Below are 17929 nucleotides of genomic sequence, written 5' to 3' on the forward strand. Positions count from 1 at the left end.
GTTTCCGTAGAAACAGTGTTTTGTTATCGCAGATTCTGGGAGGGGAGCCACATACATTGCATCAGTTTGTTAGCAGAAACATGCATTAATAAGAAAAGGGGTTATATTTTGTAAGCACTAGGAGAGATGATTCTCAATGCTGAACAACATCAAAATAAGCCATGAAGCTTTTACTTTAGGTAGGAATATAGTTAATAAGTGCGGTTTTTTAGCCTTAGGTATTGATATGGCATGCCTAAGGCTATTTTTATAGTTAAAAATGCCATATCACAACTAATAATTAAACTTAACAATATCAAACAGATAATAAAAATGTTTATTTATATATAGACAAATGTGAATTTGTTTAATAAAATATAATTAGAAAACTTTGGGATTGGAGTGATGGTAATGAAGGGTAATGAAATTTTATGGGATTCATCTATAGACGAGATAAAAAAAGGTTACATTGAGGGAGAGCAAGAATTTACGTGTATATTTTGCAATAGTAGCTTTGAAAAGGGAAAAATATTTAAAAGGGGAGAGGATTTTTATGATGCAAAAAAAATAACTGAAATCCATGTTAAGGAAGCACATAGTTCTTCTTTAGGTTATTTATTAAATATGAATTCAGACTTTACAGGAATATCTGAGATTCATAGAGAAGTAATAAAATTAATGGCTCAAGGGCTTACAGATAAGGAGATAGCAACAGAACTCGGCATAGCACAATCAACTATTAGAAATCATAGATTTAAGTTAAGGGAAAAAGAAAAGCAAGCTAGACTGTTTTTGGCTACAATGGAGCTTTTAGGTGATGCATCATCAAGGGGGATAAATGTTTTAGATAAGGAAGTTATAATAGATTCCCATAAAACTGCTACAACATTAGATGATAGATATAATATTACGGATATGGAGAGAAAAGCAACTATTAAAGCATATATGGATGAAACAAATGCATTAAAATCCTATCCAGCTAAGGAAAAGAAGAAGATTATAGTTTTAGGAGAAATAGTGAAAAACTTCTCTAGAGGTAGGACTTATACTGAGAAGGAAATAAATAGAGTATTAAAAAGGATTTTTGAGGACTATGCAACCATAAGAAGAGCCTTAGTTGAGTATGGCTTTATTGATAGAAGCAATGATTGCACTAAGTATTGGGTTAAGGAATAGGAGTGATGCCGGCAATAATTGACGTAGATAGTGCTTCTAAGGATAAGCTTATAAAAATTGCTGCTCAGTATGACTTGGATATTGAAAAGTATATTGAGGAAGATGAATTATAGAAGATAGTAACACTATTAGAAACCATTGATCAAAGAAAGGGAGCTTCTACAGTAGCTCCCTCCACCCCTAATAGGTTAGCAAACATTGTAATACACTTGCGCAAGTACTATTACAATGATATAATTGTAACATAATTAATCCATATTTGGGGGAGATTAACAACGAAAAGGAAGAATTTTTTGAATTTTATTTTATGTTTTATTTTTTTACTTTCAATTACTTTAAATATAGGTTTCTTAGTACCTAAGAAACATTCAGCGTCTATTTCAATAGGGTATTATGTGTCACGCGATCAGAATGGGATATTCTATAAACTTTCAATCATGAATGATAATAAAGTTCTTCTTTATGGTATGAAAGATAATCTATTATTTGAAGGGAAATTAGAATTCAATGAAAAAGAAAATAATTACCTGATTAAAACTGAGTCCAACACATACCAGGTTGCAGTACGTGATGATGTTATATTCTTGCCAATAATTGAAAATGACAAAATTGTCAGCAAGTTATTTACGAAAGTTGGTAATATTCCCGTTACCTTTGGGAAAGAGTAATTAAATATTATGTATTTTTACCGTAGAAAAGTTTAGTTAATACCGACCAGTATTCAGAGAAATGAAAGGCTTCCTGTAGGGAGCCTTTCATTTTATAATAGATTAAAAAATGGAATATTACATGTTTTTCAAAAATTTTATTATATAGCTTAAGGTATAAAACTCTCTATCCAGCTTTGTAACAATTGACTTTAGTCCCGTTATTATTGTTTGCTCTTCAAAATTCTCTAAAAGAAGCATAATATTTAACATATTGAGTCCACCATCTTTTGTATCAAGAACTCGTGCTTTTTTTATGTACTGGTTTTCCATAGCACCCAAAACAGCGCCTCTTAACTCTTCACTTATTTCTAATTTTGGCATTTCCTCAAAAATTCTGATGCCGGGAGTATTTAAAGTTAGATTTTTAGCTTTACTTATATCAGTAGATAAAAATACAGTATTTATAAACTTTGCATCTTTGAAATTAGCGCCTTCCAGCTTAACTGAGTCAAAAACAGCATTTTCAAACACAGCACTTCTAAAGTCGCTGTCCTTTATGTTTGTTCCAATAAATTCCGCATATTTAAAGCTGCATTTAAAGAAGTTGGTAGATTTAAAATGCGCTCCTCTAAAGCTTACATAATCAAAAACTGAGCCTGAAAAATCGCAGTTATAGCAATTACTCCTCTCTAAGTTTTTGTACATAAAGTTCTTATCTTTTTTCTCTATATTATTATAGTTGAAATTTCCCTGAACACTTCTATTTGTAGCCATGGTTTTCCTCACCTAAATCCCTTCTTGGTATTTTAAATTTAATAGTTTTTTCTATTTCATTAAGTCGTAAGCGATCTTTTGGATCAATAAAGAGACAGGTATAACCTTCTTCTCCAGCTCTTCCGGTTCTACCTATACGATGTATATAGCTTTCTACGCTTTCAGGTATGTCATAGTTGTAAATATGGCTGACTCCGCTTATATCAAGTCCTCTTGAGGCCACGTCCGTTGCTATTAAATATTGAAAATCTCCATTTCTAAAGGTCTTCATTATTCTTTCACGCTTTGACTGAAGTATATCACTATGCAGTTTTTCGCAGTTGTATTCACGCTTGTATAGTGCTGCCTCCAGTTCGTCTGCTCTTCTTTTGGTTCTGCAAAATATTATAGCCATATAGGGATTGTCTTGATCTAGTACAGTGCATAGTGCATCCAGTTTTTTTCTGTCTGTGGTTTCTACCACCTGCTGCTTAATTGCATCAAGTGTTACTTCCTCTTTACGAATAGCCACGGTTTCAGGATCTTTCATATATCTATAGGCTAATCTTTTAACATCTGAATTTAAGGTTGCAGAGAAACAAAGGGTTTGGCGTTTTTTAGAGGTTTCTTTAATTATTGATTCTACCTCATTTTTAAAGCCCATTAAAAGCATTTGATCTGCTTCATCAAGTACGAAGGTCTTTAATTTGCTTAAATCTATGGTCTTTCTCTCAAGATGGTCCAGAATTCTTCCCGGTGTGGCAATAATAAGATGGATGCCCTTTTGCAGCTTTTTAAGCTGAGAGCCAATATCTTTTCCACCATAGGCTGCCAATATATTAATATCCTTAGCCTTCTTAAGCTTTAGAGCTTCTTCAGTTATCTGAAGGGCAAGTTCTCGGGTAGGAGTTAAAATCAAGGCTTGAACTGCCTCCACTTCAGGTGAAATATTTTCAAAGATTGGAAGCAAAAACGCCAGGGTTTTGCCTGTGCCGGTTTGAGATTCAACTATAACATCTTTTCCAGACTTTATAAGACTGATGCTTTTCTCTTGAACCGGTGTGGGCCCAGTGATTCCGTTATTTTTCAAAAGCTTTACTATAGCTTCATTAATTCCTAATTGATTAAAATTCATTATCGTATACCTCCCTAATTATAGGGTTCCATTTCTAAATTTAAATTAATACCTACTTAATGCATTCTGTTTTCAGCAGGTGAACCTAATGTTTTGGCTAGTTAATAATACCATACTGTATTGATTATTGCTAATAAATAGTATTATGGAAAAAAAGTATATGCTTAAATTCACTATATATAATTTTGCAAGCTTAATTCTTCTTGGAGGTTTTTTGAAAATTAGATGCATTATCAGCAGCACCATTAGCAAAGGTAAATGATGCTCCTATACTATTGACAGAAAAAGGTGCACTAAGTTCAGATACTATATTTGAAATACAAAGATTAAAAGCTACAAATGCTATTTTAGTTGGAGGAACAGGTGGTATAAGTACAAATGTAGAAAATCAGCTAAAAAATATAGGAGTTAGTTTTACCAGGATTGGTGGAATTAATAGATATGAAACATCAAAATTAGTAGCGGAAAAATTGGGTACAAGCAATGGAATTATAGCAGCAACTGGTTTGGATTTTCCGGATGCACTATCAATAGCTCCAATTGCAGGAATTAAGCCTATGCCTATTTTATTATCACCAAAGGATGGATTAGATCCAAGTGTTGCATCCTTTATTAAAGGTAAAAGTATACCAGTTTCATATATTGTTGGAGGCACAGGAGTATTAGGAGATACAGTATCTACAAGTGTACCAAATAGTAAGAGACTTGGTGAAAAAAATAGATATGAAACTAATCAAATTATTAATAATCAATTTGTAGGAAATTTAAGTACAGGTACAGTTTTTTTAGCAACAGGAAACGATTTTCCAGATGCACTGAGTGGATCAGCTTTATCAGCTAAAAATAATGCTCCAATTATATTATCAGATAAAAATTCAATTACATCTCATTTTTGATGCAGTCGGAAAAAGCTCATTTGCTAAATGCAAACCATTGTTGCAGCCAGATGGCGTTTATATATCATCAGAATTAGGTTATATGGCACAGAATCTTTACTTAGCATTCATTACGTCTAAAATTTGTAGTAAAAAAGTCATATTTCCAGTTCCAACAGATATAAAGAGGACTATACTTTTTATCAAAGACTTAATTGAAAAAGAAAGATTCAAGCCAGTGATAGATAGAAGATATCCATTGGATAAAATCCATGAGGCATATAATTATGTTGCAACTGGTCAAAAAATAGGGAATGTTATCATAACTTTTTAATATAATTTTGTAAAATATATCAGCAAATAGTCAACCTCCCATTTCGGAGAGTAATAAAAATTAGGGTTATTATATAGTCTTGGTGGCCTTTATATTAAAGAAGGATTTCATTAGATTCTGTAGAATAACTATAATAAAGGTAATAATTTCCTTAAAGGGGGATAAGAAAATGGCAGAAACACAAAAAATATTAGAATGGACATTAATTTCTGAATGTCCAATTCCAAACGATGTAAGCGATTTGTTGGTAGAGGGAGAAGTACCAGTTGCTGCTTACAAAACTTTCCGTGATAGCGCTATTTTTACTAACAAAAGGTTGATTGTTAGAGACGCTCAAGGTCTGACTGGTAAAAAAGTAGAGATTTATTCTTTGCCTTACTCTTCTATCAACATGTGGTCTACTGAAAATGCAGGAAAGCTTTTTGATTTTAATGCTGAAGTTGAATTATGGACCAGAGCAGGACATATTAAAGTCAATCTACAAAAGGGAGTAGATATACGCAAATTTGATAAACTGATAGCTAATGCGCTACTTAAATAATTTGCTTACTATATGTTGTTTTACTTATGACTTATGTAGAGAACATTTAAAAATATACTCTGCTGAGAGAGCTTTTTAGTTCAAATCTACAGGGTATATTTATTTTTAAAAGAGATATTCTATTAATAAAATAGTTAAGATGTCATAAAATACTGCGAAAAAATGAATAAGCTTCATTTTAGCTTATTTTATTGAATTTTCTGAATATAAAATTTTCGATAAAATGACAGAAAAAAAGTGAAATAAATTTAAAATGATGTTAAAATATTATAGGATAGAAAATTAAAAATTATTTTGTGCAAATTTAATTAAAGTAGCACAGGGGAATAATACATTTAGAAAAGGAGTTTTAATGATGAGTAAACCAATTTTATCAGCTCATTTTGAATCTAGAACACCATCAGACGTTAGACTAGCACAAATGAAATATGAGGAGCGTAAATTAAAGCCTGAGGCTGTTATTAATGTAGGTATTGGAAACGTTTCACTTCCTACAAATCCTGCTATGCAGAAAAGAATGTTTGCTCTTGGTGCACCTGAAAGTCCATTTGCAAAAGGTGTTGTAAGATATACAACTACTGCTGGTACTGATGAATGTCAGAATGCATTTAAAAATATCCTTAAATGCGAAGGTTTTGATACAAGCAATTTATTTGTTCAGGTAACTGACGGAGGATCTGCAGCTATGGAATTACTATTATTAGGTGTTTGTGGTGCTGCAGGCACAGGTGACAAGCCTCTAATGGTAATTGATCCTGCATATACTAATTATATCTCTTTCGCTGAAAGAATCGGACGTAAAATAGTTACTGTAACACGTACTTTAGACGATAACGGTAAATTCAGTCTTCCAGAAATAGATAAAATTGAAGAACGCATTAAAGAGCATAATCCTGGAGCGCTTCTTGTTATACCTTATGACAATCCTACAGGACAGTTCTATAACCATGAAACCCTTAAGGAACTTGCTAAATTATGTGTAAAATACAACATGTGGATGATAAGTGATGAAGCCTATCGTGAGCTTGTCTATGAAGAAGGCAGCAAGCTCGTAAGTATTTGGGGAGTAACTGATGCAGAGGTTCCTGGTATCGAAGGAAGAAGAATCAGTATTGAAACAGCTTCAAAGGTATGGAATGCCTGCGGATTAAGAATCGGTGCACTAATTACAGATAGTGCTGAATTCAACAATCGTTCTGTAGCTGAATATACTGCAAACCTTTGTGCTAATGCAATTGGTCAATATATATTTGGCGGATTAGCTCATGAAACAAAGGAGCAAATTGCTGACTGGTGCAAGAATATCAGAGAATACTACAAAGAGCAAATATTAATGGTATACAATGGACTTAAAAGCCAAGAGCCTAAATTAATTGTTTCCAGTCCAGATGCATCCATATACTCAGTAATTGATGTTAGAAATGTAGTTAAGCCTGGCTTTGACTCAATTGATTTCGTTCTATACTGCGCTGGAGAAGGAGCTGTTAACCTAAATGGTGTTGAAACTACTCTTCTAGTAGCACCTATGAAGGGCTTCTACAATATTGACAAGGCTGAGAACAACCCAGGAAATACACAGTTTAGAATTTCCTTTGTTGAATCACCTAAAAATATGGCTAAGGTTCCAGAATTATTTGTTAAGCTTCTAAGACAGTATGAAGCGCAAAGATAGGAATTAAACTTAAGTTTCAATTATGACTTTTAGTATTAATTAGAAGTTTTAAGTGAGGATGTAACCGCCAAGCTATTAAAATAATTAATATTTCAATAGCTTTGCGGTTTTTATATTTTAAAAATATGGGTAAATATATTATAAGAATTTTAAAGGGGAGTATTAGGATGAAAAGGGGAGATTTTCTATGGGGGGCTGCTTTACTTATATGGATATTGATTCTTGTTGTTCCATCTACGCGAACAGCCTTTATAGCAGTTACTGATGCACATCCTTATGCTGGTGGATTTTTTAAATTTGCCATTTTAGCCAGCATGGGAGATCTATTAGGTATAAGGGTTTTAAAAGGTAATTGGCTCATACCTAAAGGGTTATTATATAGGGGAATAGTATGGGGCATCATCGGACTAATGGTTACACTTGTATTTACAGTTTTTATGGGTGGCGCAGCAGCTGCCATGGTTGCAGGAAGACTGCCTTTTAAAGGCTCAAATTTAGCTCAAGCCTTTTTCGGCAGTGCCATTATGAATGTTACCTTTGGACCAATGATGATGGCTTTCCACAGGTTTACTGACATGTTTATAGATGCAAAGTATGAGAAAAAAGATGGAAAAGTAACCTTAAAGGAATTAATTGAGAAAAATGACTGGAACTCCTTAGTTGAGTTTAGTTGGCTTAAGACTTGTCCCTTCTTTTGGATACCTGCTCATACAATAGTCTTTTTAATACCAGGAAACTATAGAGTATTGGCTTCAGCATTCTTATCCATTGCATTAGGCCTTTTGCTTGCAATTGCTAAAAAGGGTAAACAAGCCCCAACTGAAGTTTTAGTTGAAAATTAAAGGAGAGCATTATGAACAGCATTGTATTTCTTAATTCAAGCAGAGTGGACTTTGATAATAAGCTTGATTTTTCAAAGCTAAAAGAACAAGGCAAAGTTACATTATACGAAGACAGCAGCGATGATCAGATTCTAGATAGGGTCAAGGATCAGAATATAGTAATTACAAAGGAACTACCTATTGGTAGAGAATTAATAAAGAAGTTTCCTTCCAGTGTTAAACTCATTTGTGAAGCTGGAACTGGCTACAACAATATAGATATTGATGCCTGCAGAGAAAGAAATATTAGGGTATGTAATGTGCCGGGCTACAGTAGCGAAGCGGTTGCTCAGCTGGTTATTACCTTTATGCTTAGTTTAAGCTCTTCTCTGCATAAGCAGCAGAGGATTCTTACAAATAAAAATTATGATAACTTTACAAAAAATCTTCAGGTACCTCACTTTGAAGTGCAAAATAAAACCCTTGGAGTTATTGGAGCCGGCGCTATAGGTCAGCAGGTAATGAAAATTGCGGTCGCTCTTGGAATGAAAATATTAGTTTACAGCAGAACACCCAAAGATTTAGGTAGCGCTGCTATTAAGTTTACAAGCCTTGAGGAGCTTTTAAAGGTAAGCGACTTTGTCACTATACACTGTCCTCTAACCGAAAAGACGAAATATCTTATAGATAAGTCAAAGCTTCAGCAAATGAGGTCTAATGCTTTTATTATTAACACTTCAAGAGGAGCCATAATAAAAGAGCAGGATTTAATAGAAGCGCTAAAAGATAAAGTTATTGCAGGTGCAGCACTGGATGTTCAGGAAATAGAACCACCAGAACCCACAAATCCCTTATACAGCATGGAGAATGTAATACTTACTCCTCATATTGGCTGGAAGGGGTATGAAACAAGACAGAGGCTTATTAATTTATTAGCAGAGAATATTGAGGCATCTATTTCGGGAAGGGCTGTTAATGTTATAGTTTAGGATTAATCATGAAGAACTTATATAGAGAGTGGATCTTTTGATTATGTAGATTAATATCTATATTTAAATTATTAGATAAGAAAGCTGTAAAACATTTTATTTTACAGCTTTTTTAAATATAAATCATAAAAATTTGTATATCATAAAATTAAATATATAATAGATAATTTATTGAATGTATGAAGGGAAAGGTCAGCAGTTATTACTACTAAAGTTGATTTTTTATAATTTCAAAAGTTGCCATGTCACGATATGGGATATAAGAAAAATTATCATTTATATTCTCAACAAAGGATTTAATCCAAGCATCTCTTAATTCATAAAATAGTTTTACATCCCCAGATACAGCATCCCAATAGCCTTTGTGCAAACACATTTCATTTTCCCATTCTAGTTTATCTTCAGTATTTTCAGTAATACTATTTACTCTATCACAAGGCATTCCTTCTAGTATATAATCATTTAGCGCCTTATAAATTGTAGAGGCATTAGTAGCATCATATTTTTCTTTTGCTTCTTTTCCACATTTGCTACCTTGCTGAGCATATAGTTTTAAAGCAATATTTTTAACTTCCTCGCAATATTTATTGATTAATTTAGTAAGTAGTTCTGCTTGCCTACTTTCAGTAATAGATATTTTGTTTTGAAGCCACCCGTGGATATTAGAAACATCAATCAATTCTTCAATTGGTCTATCTTCTAGAGGAGTGCCGTATTTTTCTTTTATTTCATTATATAATGAACATGCTTCCTGGCCATATTGCTTAGTATAAGCCTTCACTAAATTTGCTTCCAAATTTTCATAGAGTTTTATTTTATTAAATATACATGTATGAATTGGTGCTAAAAATTTACTCATATAAATTATCCTCTCTTTTTATGGTTAGATATAATACTAATTTTCTTTATGTCTTTAATTAATATACCATCAATTATTTATTTATACTGTAACAAAAGTTACAGATGTAAAATAAGGGACATTTAGCAAATAAATGAAGTTGATAAACAGTACTTAAAAGTTCAAAACTAAGTAAATAAATCAAGCTTTTTACTGTAACACTTTACCCAATTCCAGCATATCATAAACTGTACTATTTCTATTTGGAGGATGTTATGCAATATCAATGTCCATATTTTAATGACTATTACTATGACTATAGAAAAGTCCAACCACCACAAAATCCTAATAGTAGAGCTATTGCTAGAATAACAGGCGGGCCATTGGCACCATCTATTCGTGGCACGGTTATATTTACTGATGAACAAGGAGGTACTCAGGTTGCAGTAGAAGTATTTGGTCTCCCGCAATTTAGGCCTGCTTCAGATGGTAATCCACAAATTGGACCTCATGGTTTTCACATTCATGAGAATGGCAACTGCAGCGTAGGTAATCCTTCAGATCCCTTTGCTGCTGCAGGCTCACACTGGAATCCAACAAATCAGCCCCATGGTAATCATGCAGGGGATTTTCCTGTTCTTTTCTCTAATAACGGCTTTTCAAGAATGATTTTCTACACTACTAAGTTTACTGTAGCTGATATTATAGGTAAATCTGTAATCATCCATGAAAGTCCAGATGATTATAGAACTCAGCCTGCAGGAAACTCAGGTAAGAAACTGGCTTGCGGTGTTATTCAAGGAATGATGTAAAAAAGAAATAAATTGAAAGCTGCTGTAGATATAATAAGCAGCTTCTCCATTAGCACTAGTTATTCTAAATTTTAGTGCTAATTTTTTATGTATTATTATTCAAGGCAAAAAGATAATATTTCTTGATTTAAGTATAAAATATAAAATTTTTTTAAATAAACACTTTTAAAATTTACCAAAAAGACATATAATTAATCAATAAAAGGAATTACAAAATAATAATTATTATAATAGGGGGTAAAAAATTAATGGGTAATGTAATCACCTTGGCAAGACTTCAATTTGCCATAACCACAGTTTATCATTTTTTCTTTGTACCATTAACCATTGGATTAGCTTTTCTTTTAGCCATTATGGAATCATTTTATGTTAAAACCAATGATGAAAAGTATAAAGCTATGGCTAAATTCTGGGGAAAGCTGTTCCTGATAAATTTTGCAATGGGAGTAGTTACAGGTTTAGTGCAAGAGTTTCAATTTGGAATGAATTGGTCTGATTATTCTAGATATGTAGGGGATATTTTTGGCGTTCCCCTGGCAATTGAAGCACTGCTGGCATTCTTCTTAGAATCGACCTTTCTTGGAATTTGGATTTTTGGATGGGATAAGGTTTCGAAAAAAATTCATCTAGCAGCTATTTGGATAGTGTCTATATCAACAATGCTTTCTGCATTTTGGATTTTAGCTGCAAATTCCTTTATGCAAAACCCAACTGGTTATGTTATTAACAATGGAAGAGCTGAAATGGATAGTTTCTCAAAGGTTATAGAAAATCCTCACTTATGGGTTCAATTTCCTCATACAATCTTTGCTGCTCTAGCTACTGGAGGTTTCTTTGTTTTAGGAATAAGTGCATATCACTTGATTAAAAAGAATAATGAACAGTGGGTTAAAACTTCTCTTAAGATAGGAGCTGTTACTGCTCTTATTTCGACTATTTTAGTTGCTGGTGCAGGAGATGCACAGGGAAAATACCTTGCTAAGAACCTTCCTATGAAAACAGCTGCTTCAGAAGCTCTATGGGAAAGTAAAGACCCAGCACCTCTTAGTATTGTATCTATTATTGATGAGAAAAATAAGAAAAATACCATTGAAATTGCAATACCTAAACTACTAAGCTTTATGAGCTTTAATAGCTTTACAGGAAAAGTTCAAGGTATAAATGATCTTCAGGCGCAATACGTAAAGCAATATGGACCTGGTAATTATATTCCGCCAGTTACTATATCTTTCTATACCTTCAGAGCTATGGTGGGTTCAGGTATGCTGATGATTTTATTAGCACTGCTAGCGCTATATCTCTATATAAGAGGTAAGCTTACAGAAAAACAATGGATTTTAAAGATATTGGTATTATCAATAGCACTGCCATATATAGCAAATTCTACAGGCTGGATTTTAACAGAAATGAGTCGTTCACCTTGGATTGTTTATGGACTTTTAAAGATTGATCAGGGAATTTCACCTACAGTTTCTGCAGGCTATGTGCTAACTTCACTAATAATATTTACCTTAGTTTATTCTGTACTAATAGTTATAGATGTTGCATTAATGTTTAAATTTGCTAAGCAGTCTCCTTTAGGTAAAAATGCTGGAAAAGTAGATGTTAAGGAAGATAAGGAGGGGTCATTATGGATTTAGGAAATTTATGGTTTGCATTAATTGGAGTATTGTTTGCTGGCTTCTTCTTTTTAGAAGGCTTTGACTTTGGAGTAGGCATATTACTTCCTTTCTTAGGTAAAAAGGATGAGGAAAGAAGAATTATTATAAATACCATTGGACCCTTCTGGGATGGAAATGAGGTTTGGCTCATAACAGCAGGGGGTGCAATTTTTGCAGCCTTTCCTAACTGGTATGCTACTATGTTTAGCGGCTTTTATTTAGCACTGCTTTTAATTTTGGTTGCACTTATTCTAAGAGGAGTTGCCTTTGAATTTAGAAGCAAGAAGGAAAGCAAGGCTTGGAGAAAAAACTGGGATACTGTGCTTTTTGTAAGCAGTACACTACTAGCTCTTCTATGGGGAGTGGCTATGGCAAACCTAATAAAAGGAGTGCCAATTGATAAAACAATGAACTATGTAGGTGGTTTCTTTGATTTAATCTCCATATATACCTTAATAGCTGGAATAACTACTCTTTTTGTATTCATATTCCACGGAGCTGTATTCCTTTCACTAAAGACAACTGGGGAGATGCAAAAGAAAGCTGTTAAGACTGCTGGTACATTTGGAATTTATGCTATAGCTGCAGCTTTAATATTAGGAGTACTTAGCTTTGTACAAACAGATCTTTATAATAGTAAGCTTGCTTTAGCTGCTTCTATACTAGCATTAGTATTATTAGCAGTAAGCTTGTATTTGGTAAAGAAGAATAAAGTTAAGCTAGCAATGTTTACTAATGGTCTATCCATAGCTCTAGGAGTAGGAGCCTTATTCCTAGGCTTGTTCCCAAGGGTAATGGTATCCAGCCTAAGCCCAGAGTTCAGCCTTACAATTCAAAAGGCTGTATCCAGTGCTAAGACACTGTCCTTAATGACAAAGGTTGCACTAGTATTCGTACCAATTGTTTTAGCCTATCAAGCCTGGACCTATTGGGTATTTAGAAAGAGAGTAAGTGTTAAAGACTTAGAATATTAAGGCGGTATTAAGATGTTTAATAAGAGATTGTTAAAAGAAAGCACTGCAAAAAAACTATATATTCCAGCAGCCACCCTTTCAGCTGTACTTAATTCTGCATTTACAATTTTGAATGCTTATTTCCTTGCGCTAATAGTAAATGGAGTATTTATAAAAAAGCTTGGGGTTATAGGTATTAAGAACTATATTATAATGTTCGCAGCAAATGCTGTTTTAAAATCCCTTGTTAACTTTATAATTGATGTTTATATTAAAAATTGCTCTGAAGATATTAAGGAGGGTATAAGGGTAAATACATTTAACCTTATACTCTCCTCAAATCCATTTAAAGTTAAAAATCAAAAATTAGGTGAGGTTATAAATATCTTAACTGATGGTATAGAGAATATAACACCTTACTACTCACAGTACATTCCTCAGGCCTTTGCAGCCTTTTTAATACCAATTACTATATGTATTGCAGTTGCTTTTACTGATAGACTTTCCGCACTAATAATGCTTATAACCTATCCTATAATACCATTCTTTATGAGACTTATAGGCTATAAAGCTAAAGAAGTTAATGAAAGGCAGTGGAAAAAGCTTAATGTTTTAAGCTCACACTTTATGGAGGTGCTGCAAGGACTTAGTACACTAAAGCTTTTCGGAAGAAGTAAGCTGCAGGAGAAAAAAGTTTTTGAAATCAGTGAAGCTTATAGAAAGTCTACCATGGAGGTTTTAAGGATTTCCTTCCTGTCAGCCTTGGTATTAGAGCTTTCAGCTACAATAAGTACAGCAGTACTGGCAGTTAATTTAGGACTTAGACTTGTGTATAGTAAAATAGATTTTTTTAATGCATTTTTCGTATTAGTATTGGCACCTGAATTTTATCTGCCTATGAGGCAGCTTGGGATGAAGTTTCATGCTTCTTTAAATGGTCAGGTAGCCATTGAAAAAGTACAAGCAGCTGAAGAAGCTTTTAAAGAAATTGAAAGCGAAAAGGAAGCCTTAATTAATAGTGAGCAAATAGCTGTAGAGATTAAAAATCTTAGCTTTGCACATGAAGAAAAGGAAACATTAAATGATATAACCTTTAATATTAATAAGGGTGAAAAGGTTGCCTTGGTTGGTGAAAGCGGAAGCGGAAAGACTACCTTAATAAATATTATCAGCGGCTTTTTAAAGCCGGAGTATGGAAAGGTCTTAATTAACGGCACAGATATTAATAAAATAGATAAGCAAGAATATTTTAAAAGCATTTCCATAGTGCCTCAATTTCCCCATATATTTAATATGAGTATTGAAAATAATGTTTCTTTAGGCAGCGTTGCTGATTTAGATAAGCTTTTAAGTATATATGAGAGTACTAAGGTAAGTGATTTTGCAGAGGGCTATGAGGCTAAGTATAAAACCCAGATTGGTGAGGGAGAGAAGGTAGAATTAAGCGGAGGAGAAAAGCAGAGAATTGCAATAGCTAGGGCACTGTTTAAAACTTCAGGTCTTCTTATCTTAGATGAGCCAACTTCAGCCCTAGACCCTGAAACAGAAGAAATGCTTACCAGTATATTTAGTAAAGATTTAAATTATAGAACCGTTTTAATAGCAGCACACAGGCTAAACACCATAAAGAAGGCAGATAAAATTGTAGTGCTTAGCCATGGAAGTATTGCAGAAATGGGCAGTCACAAGGAGCTTATAGATAAAAAGGGCTTATACTATGAAATGATAACAGCTAAGGAGGTGCAGTAATGAGGATACTTAAGGTAATGAATAGTCTTATGAAAAAGCACTTTTTTTTCGTTATATTATCTCTCTTAATGGGACTACTTACAATAATGAGCAATGTAGGAATGCTTTCCACCTCCTCTGTGCTTATATCAAGAGCTGCACTGCATCCAGATGTGCTTGATCTTATGGTACTTATTGTAGCTGTAAGATTTTTTGGAATATCCAGAGGGATTTTCAGATACTTAGAAAGAATATTTTCCCATGATACCACCTTTAGAATTCTCAGCGGAATCAGGGGCTGGTTTTATAAAAATTTTAATGATAACTACTCTGAAAACAATAAAAATTTTAAAACAGGTGATATTTACACTAAGGTAGTAAACGATGTTGATACTCTAAAGGAGTTATTCCTAAGAGGAATATATCCGCTAATAACAGCAGTGCTCACTGGAATTTTAACTAGTATATTTATTTCCTACTTTAGTAAAGCCGCTGCAATAATATATCTAATAATTTACACTATATCAGGCTTTGTACTGCCTGCAGTACTTTTTAGCTTTAGTAAAGGCTATATTGAAAGGGAGGCTTACATCAAAAAGGAGCTGAATATAGCCATAATTGATTCAGTTAAAGGAGTATTAGAGGCAGCACTGTTTTCAATGAGAGATAAATTTTCAAAGGACTTTGCTGCACTTAGCAGAGAATATTTAAAGCTGCAGAAGAAAAAGAATGTTTTAACTGCAATAGGGGACAATATTTATTCTCTTTCAGCTAGCATTATCATGGCTTTAACTCTTCTTATTACTGCACCACTTATTGAATCAGGAGTACTAGAGGGGATTTATTATGCTATGCTTCCCCTTGCCATAATGGCCTCCTTTGAAGCTCTAATTCCAATGCCAAATATACTTTATAAATTTAGAGAGTCTGGTAATGCAGGTACCAATATTTTCTCTATTATAGATAATGGAGAACCAAAAGAAATCAAATCCAATAAAGAAATAAGTAATTATAATTTATTTGTAAATAATTTAAGTGTTAGGGAAGATGGGGAAAGCAGTGAAATTATTAAGGATATAAGCTTTAACCTTCCCTATGGAAAGAAGCTTGCCATTGTGGGTGCTAGTGGCTCAGGCAAGAGCACTCTTTTAAGAACACTGCTTGGATTTATGAAATATTGCAGCGGAGAAATTAATTTAGGTGAGGTATCCTACAGAGAAATGGATAAGGAGGAGATTAGAAAATACTTCACCTATGTGGATCAAAATCCATATTTATTTAATACAACAATCAGGGAGAACCTTTTAATAGCAAATCCTGCTTCAGATGAGGAGAATATATATAATAAGCTAAGTGAGTTTAATGTAAAAGAATTAACAGATGAGCTTCCTGATGGAATTAATACTATGGTAGGCCAATTTGGCTTAAACTTTTCCGGTGGAGAAAAGCAGAGATTGGTCCTAGCAAGAGCTATGCTGAAGGATAGTAAAATAGTGCTGCTAGATGAGCCAACAGCAAGTCTAGATGTAAACCTTGAAAGAATGGTTATTGCTGCAATACAAAGTGAAATAGCGGATAAAAGCTGTATATGGGTAACACATAGATTAGTAGGTATGGATAAAATGGATGAAATATTAGTAATGGATAGAGGGGCAATTGTGGAAAGAGGTACTCATAAGGAGCTGGTAGATAGAAATGGCATATATTATAAGCTTTGGAGTATTCAGCAGCAGCTAAAAACAAATTAAAATAGATTAAGTTTATGGTATATATTTGAATTATAGATAATATAATATAGAGTTAGCCATATAATATCGGAGGTATAGAATGCTAAGCAGCATAAAGAAGATACTGGAAAGTGTTGTTAGCAAGGGAATCTACGACCTTTTAAAGTATTTACTGCTTACTTTAGTTGTCGGTATTGCAGGATTGTTTTATAATTTCTTCGCTTTACATGGAAAATATTTATTACCTTATGCTATTGTAATAACCTTTATAGCTGCAGTTACTATATGTTTATTAATTTTACTTATTTATAAAGAAAATAACCCTATATTTAATATATACAAAAAAACTGATTTTCAATATATACTCCTTGAAAAGGATTTATTTTATGATTATACAAATTTGGATTGCATAAAGTATGAGAAAAAGGTAAAACTTAAAATGTTATGTGATAATGTTGACAGATTTTATGATAAGTATAATTGGACTGGTGACTCTAACCCTATAATTACCAGCTCCAATCAAATGCATGAGATAGTTCCAACACCCAAAAGAGACTCATATAATACATTTGAGGTTTATTTTGGCAGAACTTATAAAAAAGGCGATGTTCTAGACTTAAAACTATCATTTATAATGGAGGATAAAGGGTGTAAGGCAGATACTGCAATTTCAACAACTATTGATGAACCCATAAGGAATCTTAAAATAAAAATTAAAGTATGTGAAGATTATAGAGAAGGCCCTGCTAATGCATCTATATACCCTGTGATAGATGGTCGTCATTCGATCTATTATGAAAAAAAATACTTTGATAATGACGGGGTAATAGAATGGGAAACTAAAGACCCAGAAATGCTGACGCGATATTCATTAACCTGGAACCCGCCAAAACAAAATAATTAATAATGTTGTTATAAAGTAACAAGTAATTTGGTAATACTATATTATGTACTAAAGTAAATTTTAAAGAAAAAACAAAGGGGAATTTAATATGCATGACTGAGGATTTAAATGATATAAAAAGGCAACCTTGTTAGGTTGCTTTTTTATTTTCTATCATAGAGCCCATCGCCTCTTATTGATTTAGCGTCCTGTTCCATTTCTCGGCTGCTTTTATATTCGTATATATCAACGGTAGCTCCATTAACATCCACTCTTGAAAGATTTTCATTAAGCACACACTTTCCATCCTTTGAAATAAAGATTAATCAAATTGCTAAAATTTGAATAAGAAGCAATAAATAATTCTAAAAAAAGTTAAGTCGAAATATGAGAAAAATGCGA

General features: G+C 33.1%; 18 protein-coding genes and 1 pseudogene. 15 read left to right on the top strand and 4 right to left on the bottom strand.

Features of this window, described 5'->3' with window-relative positions; all coding sequences use genetic code 11:
- The first annotated feature begins 390 nt into the window (after positions 1–390).
- A complete protein-coding gene (locus ACJDUH_RS07925; RefSeq protein WP_406764610.1) occupies positions 391–1155 on the top strand; it encodes a DUF2087 domain-containing protein in 765 nt (254 codons plus the stop codon).
- 395 nt (positions 1156–1550) lie between these two features.
- Entirely contained in the window at positions 1551–1823 is a 273-nt protein-coding gene (locus ACJDUH_RS07930; RefSeq protein ID WP_406764611.1) for a hypothetical protein, read from the top strand.
- A 117-nt stretch (positions 1824–1940) separates the two neighbouring features.
- Here the strand turns inward: ACJDUH_RS07930 and ACJDUH_RS07935 are convergent, their stop codons facing one another.
- A complete protein-coding gene (locus tag ACJDUH_RS07935; protein ID WP_406764612.1) occupies positions 1941–2579 on the bottom strand; it encodes a pentapeptide repeat-containing protein in 639 nt (212 codons plus the stop codon).
- Positions 2566–3693: a DEAD/DEAH box helicase gene (locus ACJDUH_RS07940; RefSeq protein WP_406764613.1), complete on the bottom strand. Its 1128-nt coding sequence runs from the start codon at positions 3691–3693 to the stop codon at positions 2566–2568. Before ACJDUH_RS07940 ends, ACJDUH_RS07935 begins: the two co-directional genes overlap by 14 nt.
- 236 nt (positions 3694–3929) lie before the next feature.
- Here ACJDUH_RS07940 and ACJDUH_RS07945 point away from each other — a divergent pair.
- The 7 genes and pseudogenes from ACJDUH_RS07945 to ACJDUH_RS07975 form a co-directional block, all read left to right on the top strand.
- Positions 3930–4067 (top strand): annotated as a pseudogene (locus ACJDUH_RS07945) (cell wall-binding repeat-containing protein); the annotation flags it as partial.
- Complete coding sequence (locus tag ACJDUH_RS07950; RefSeq protein WP_406765032.1) at positions 4062–4589, top strand: cell wall-binding repeat-containing protein; 528 nt, start codon at positions 4062–4064, stop codon at positions 4587–4589. The pseudogene ACJDUH_RS07945 and the gene ACJDUH_RS07950, both read left to right, overlap by 6 nt.
- 40 nt (positions 4590–4629) lie before the next feature.
- On the top strand, positions 4630–4902 hold the full coding sequence (locus tag ACJDUH_RS07955) for a zinc-binding dehydrogenase (protein WP_406764614.1): 273 nt from the start codon (positions 4630–4632) through the stop codon (positions 4900–4902).
- A gap of 169 nt (positions 4903–5071) precedes the next feature.
- Complete coding sequence (locus ACJDUH_RS07960) at positions 5072–5443, top strand: PH domain-containing protein (protein WP_406764615.1); 372 nt, start codon at positions 5072–5074, stop codon at positions 5441–5443.
- 355 nt (positions 5444–5798) lie between these two features.
- Positions 5799–7115 carry a pyridoxal phosphate-dependent aminotransferase gene (locus ACJDUH_RS07965; protein WP_406764616.1) on the top strand — a complete coding sequence of 439 codons (1317 nt, stop codon included), beginning with the start codon at positions 5799–5801 and terminating at the stop codon, positions 7113–7115.
- A 167-nt stretch (positions 7116–7282) separates the two neighbouring features.
- The gene (locus ACJDUH_RS07970) at positions 7283–7957 is read left to right on the top strand and encodes a hypothetical protein (protein ID WP_406764617.1); all 675 of its coding nucleotides are present in this window, start codon (positions 7283–7285) and stop codon (positions 7955–7957) included.
- Between the two features lie 11 nt (positions 7958–7968).
- A complete protein-coding gene (locus ACJDUH_RS07975; protein WP_406764618.1) occupies positions 7969–8925 on the top strand; it encodes a 2-hydroxyacid dehydrogenase in 957 nt (318 codons plus the stop codon).
- A gap of 208 nt (positions 8926–9133) precedes the next feature.
- Here ACJDUH_RS07975 and ACJDUH_RS07980 read toward each other — a convergent pair whose 3' ends face one another.
- Complete coding sequence (locus ACJDUH_RS07980; RefSeq protein WP_406764619.1) at positions 9134–9784, bottom strand: hypothetical protein; 651 nt, start codon at positions 9782–9784, stop codon at positions 9134–9136.
- Positions 9785–10038: 254 nt separating this feature from the next.
- Between ACJDUH_RS07980 and ACJDUH_RS07985 the strand changes: the two genes are divergently transcribed.
- The 6 genes from ACJDUH_RS07985 to ACJDUH_RS08010 all read left to right on the top strand — a co-directional run bounded on the left by ACJDUH_RS07985 (position 10039) and on the right by ACJDUH_RS08010 (position 17548).
- On the top strand, positions 10039–10575 hold the full coding sequence (locus ACJDUH_RS07985) for a superoxide dismutase family protein (RefSeq protein WP_406764620.1): 537 nt from the start codon (positions 10039–10041) through the stop codon (positions 10573–10575).
- Between the two features lie 248 nt (positions 10576–10823).
- A complete protein-coding gene (locus ACJDUH_RS07990) occupies positions 10824–12215 on the top strand; it encodes a cytochrome ubiquinol oxidase subunit I (RefSeq protein WP_406764621.1) in 1392 nt (463 codons plus the stop codon).
- Positions 12206–13210: a cytochrome d ubiquinol oxidase subunit II gene (gene cydB / locus ACJDUH_RS07995; RefSeq protein WP_406764622.1), complete on the top strand. Its 1005-nt coding sequence runs from the start codon at positions 12206–12208 to the stop codon at positions 13208–13210. Before ACJDUH_RS07990 ends, cydB begins: the two co-directional genes overlap by 10 nt.
- Before the next feature lie 12 nt (positions 13211–13222).
- Positions 13223–14938 carry a thiol reductant ABC exporter subunit CydD gene (gene cydD / locus ACJDUH_RS08000; RefSeq protein WP_406764623.1) on the top strand — a complete coding sequence of 572 codons (1716 nt, stop codon included), beginning with the start codon at positions 13223–13225 and terminating at the stop codon, positions 14936–14938.
- Positions 14938–16665, top strand: a complete 1728-nt coding sequence (cydC, locus tag ACJDUH_RS08005; RefSeq protein ID WP_406764624.1) for a thiol reductant ABC exporter subunit CydC — start codon at positions 14938–14940, stop codon at positions 16663–16665. Before cydD ends, cydC begins: the two co-directional genes overlap by 1 nt.
- 79 nt (positions 16666–16744) lie before the next feature.
- Positions 16745–17548, top strand: a complete 804-nt coding sequence (locus tag ACJDUH_RS08010; protein ID WP_406764625.1) for a hypothetical protein — start codon at positions 16745–16747, stop codon at positions 17546–17548.
- A 143-nt stretch (positions 17549–17691) separates the two neighbouring features.
- Here ACJDUH_RS08010 and ACJDUH_RS08015 read toward each other — a convergent pair whose 3' ends face one another.
- A complete protein-coding gene (locus tag ACJDUH_RS08015; protein ID WP_406764626.1) occupies positions 17692–17823 on the bottom strand; it encodes a hypothetical protein in 132 nt (43 codons plus the stop codon).
- Positions 17824–17929: the final 106 nt, after the last annotated feature.

This window comes from Candidatus Clostridium radicumherbarum (assembly GCF_045310525.1).
Taxonomy (GTDB): domain Bacteria; phylum Bacillota; class Clostridia; order Clostridiales; family Clostridiaceae; genus Clostridium_AT; species Clostridium_AT radicumherbarum.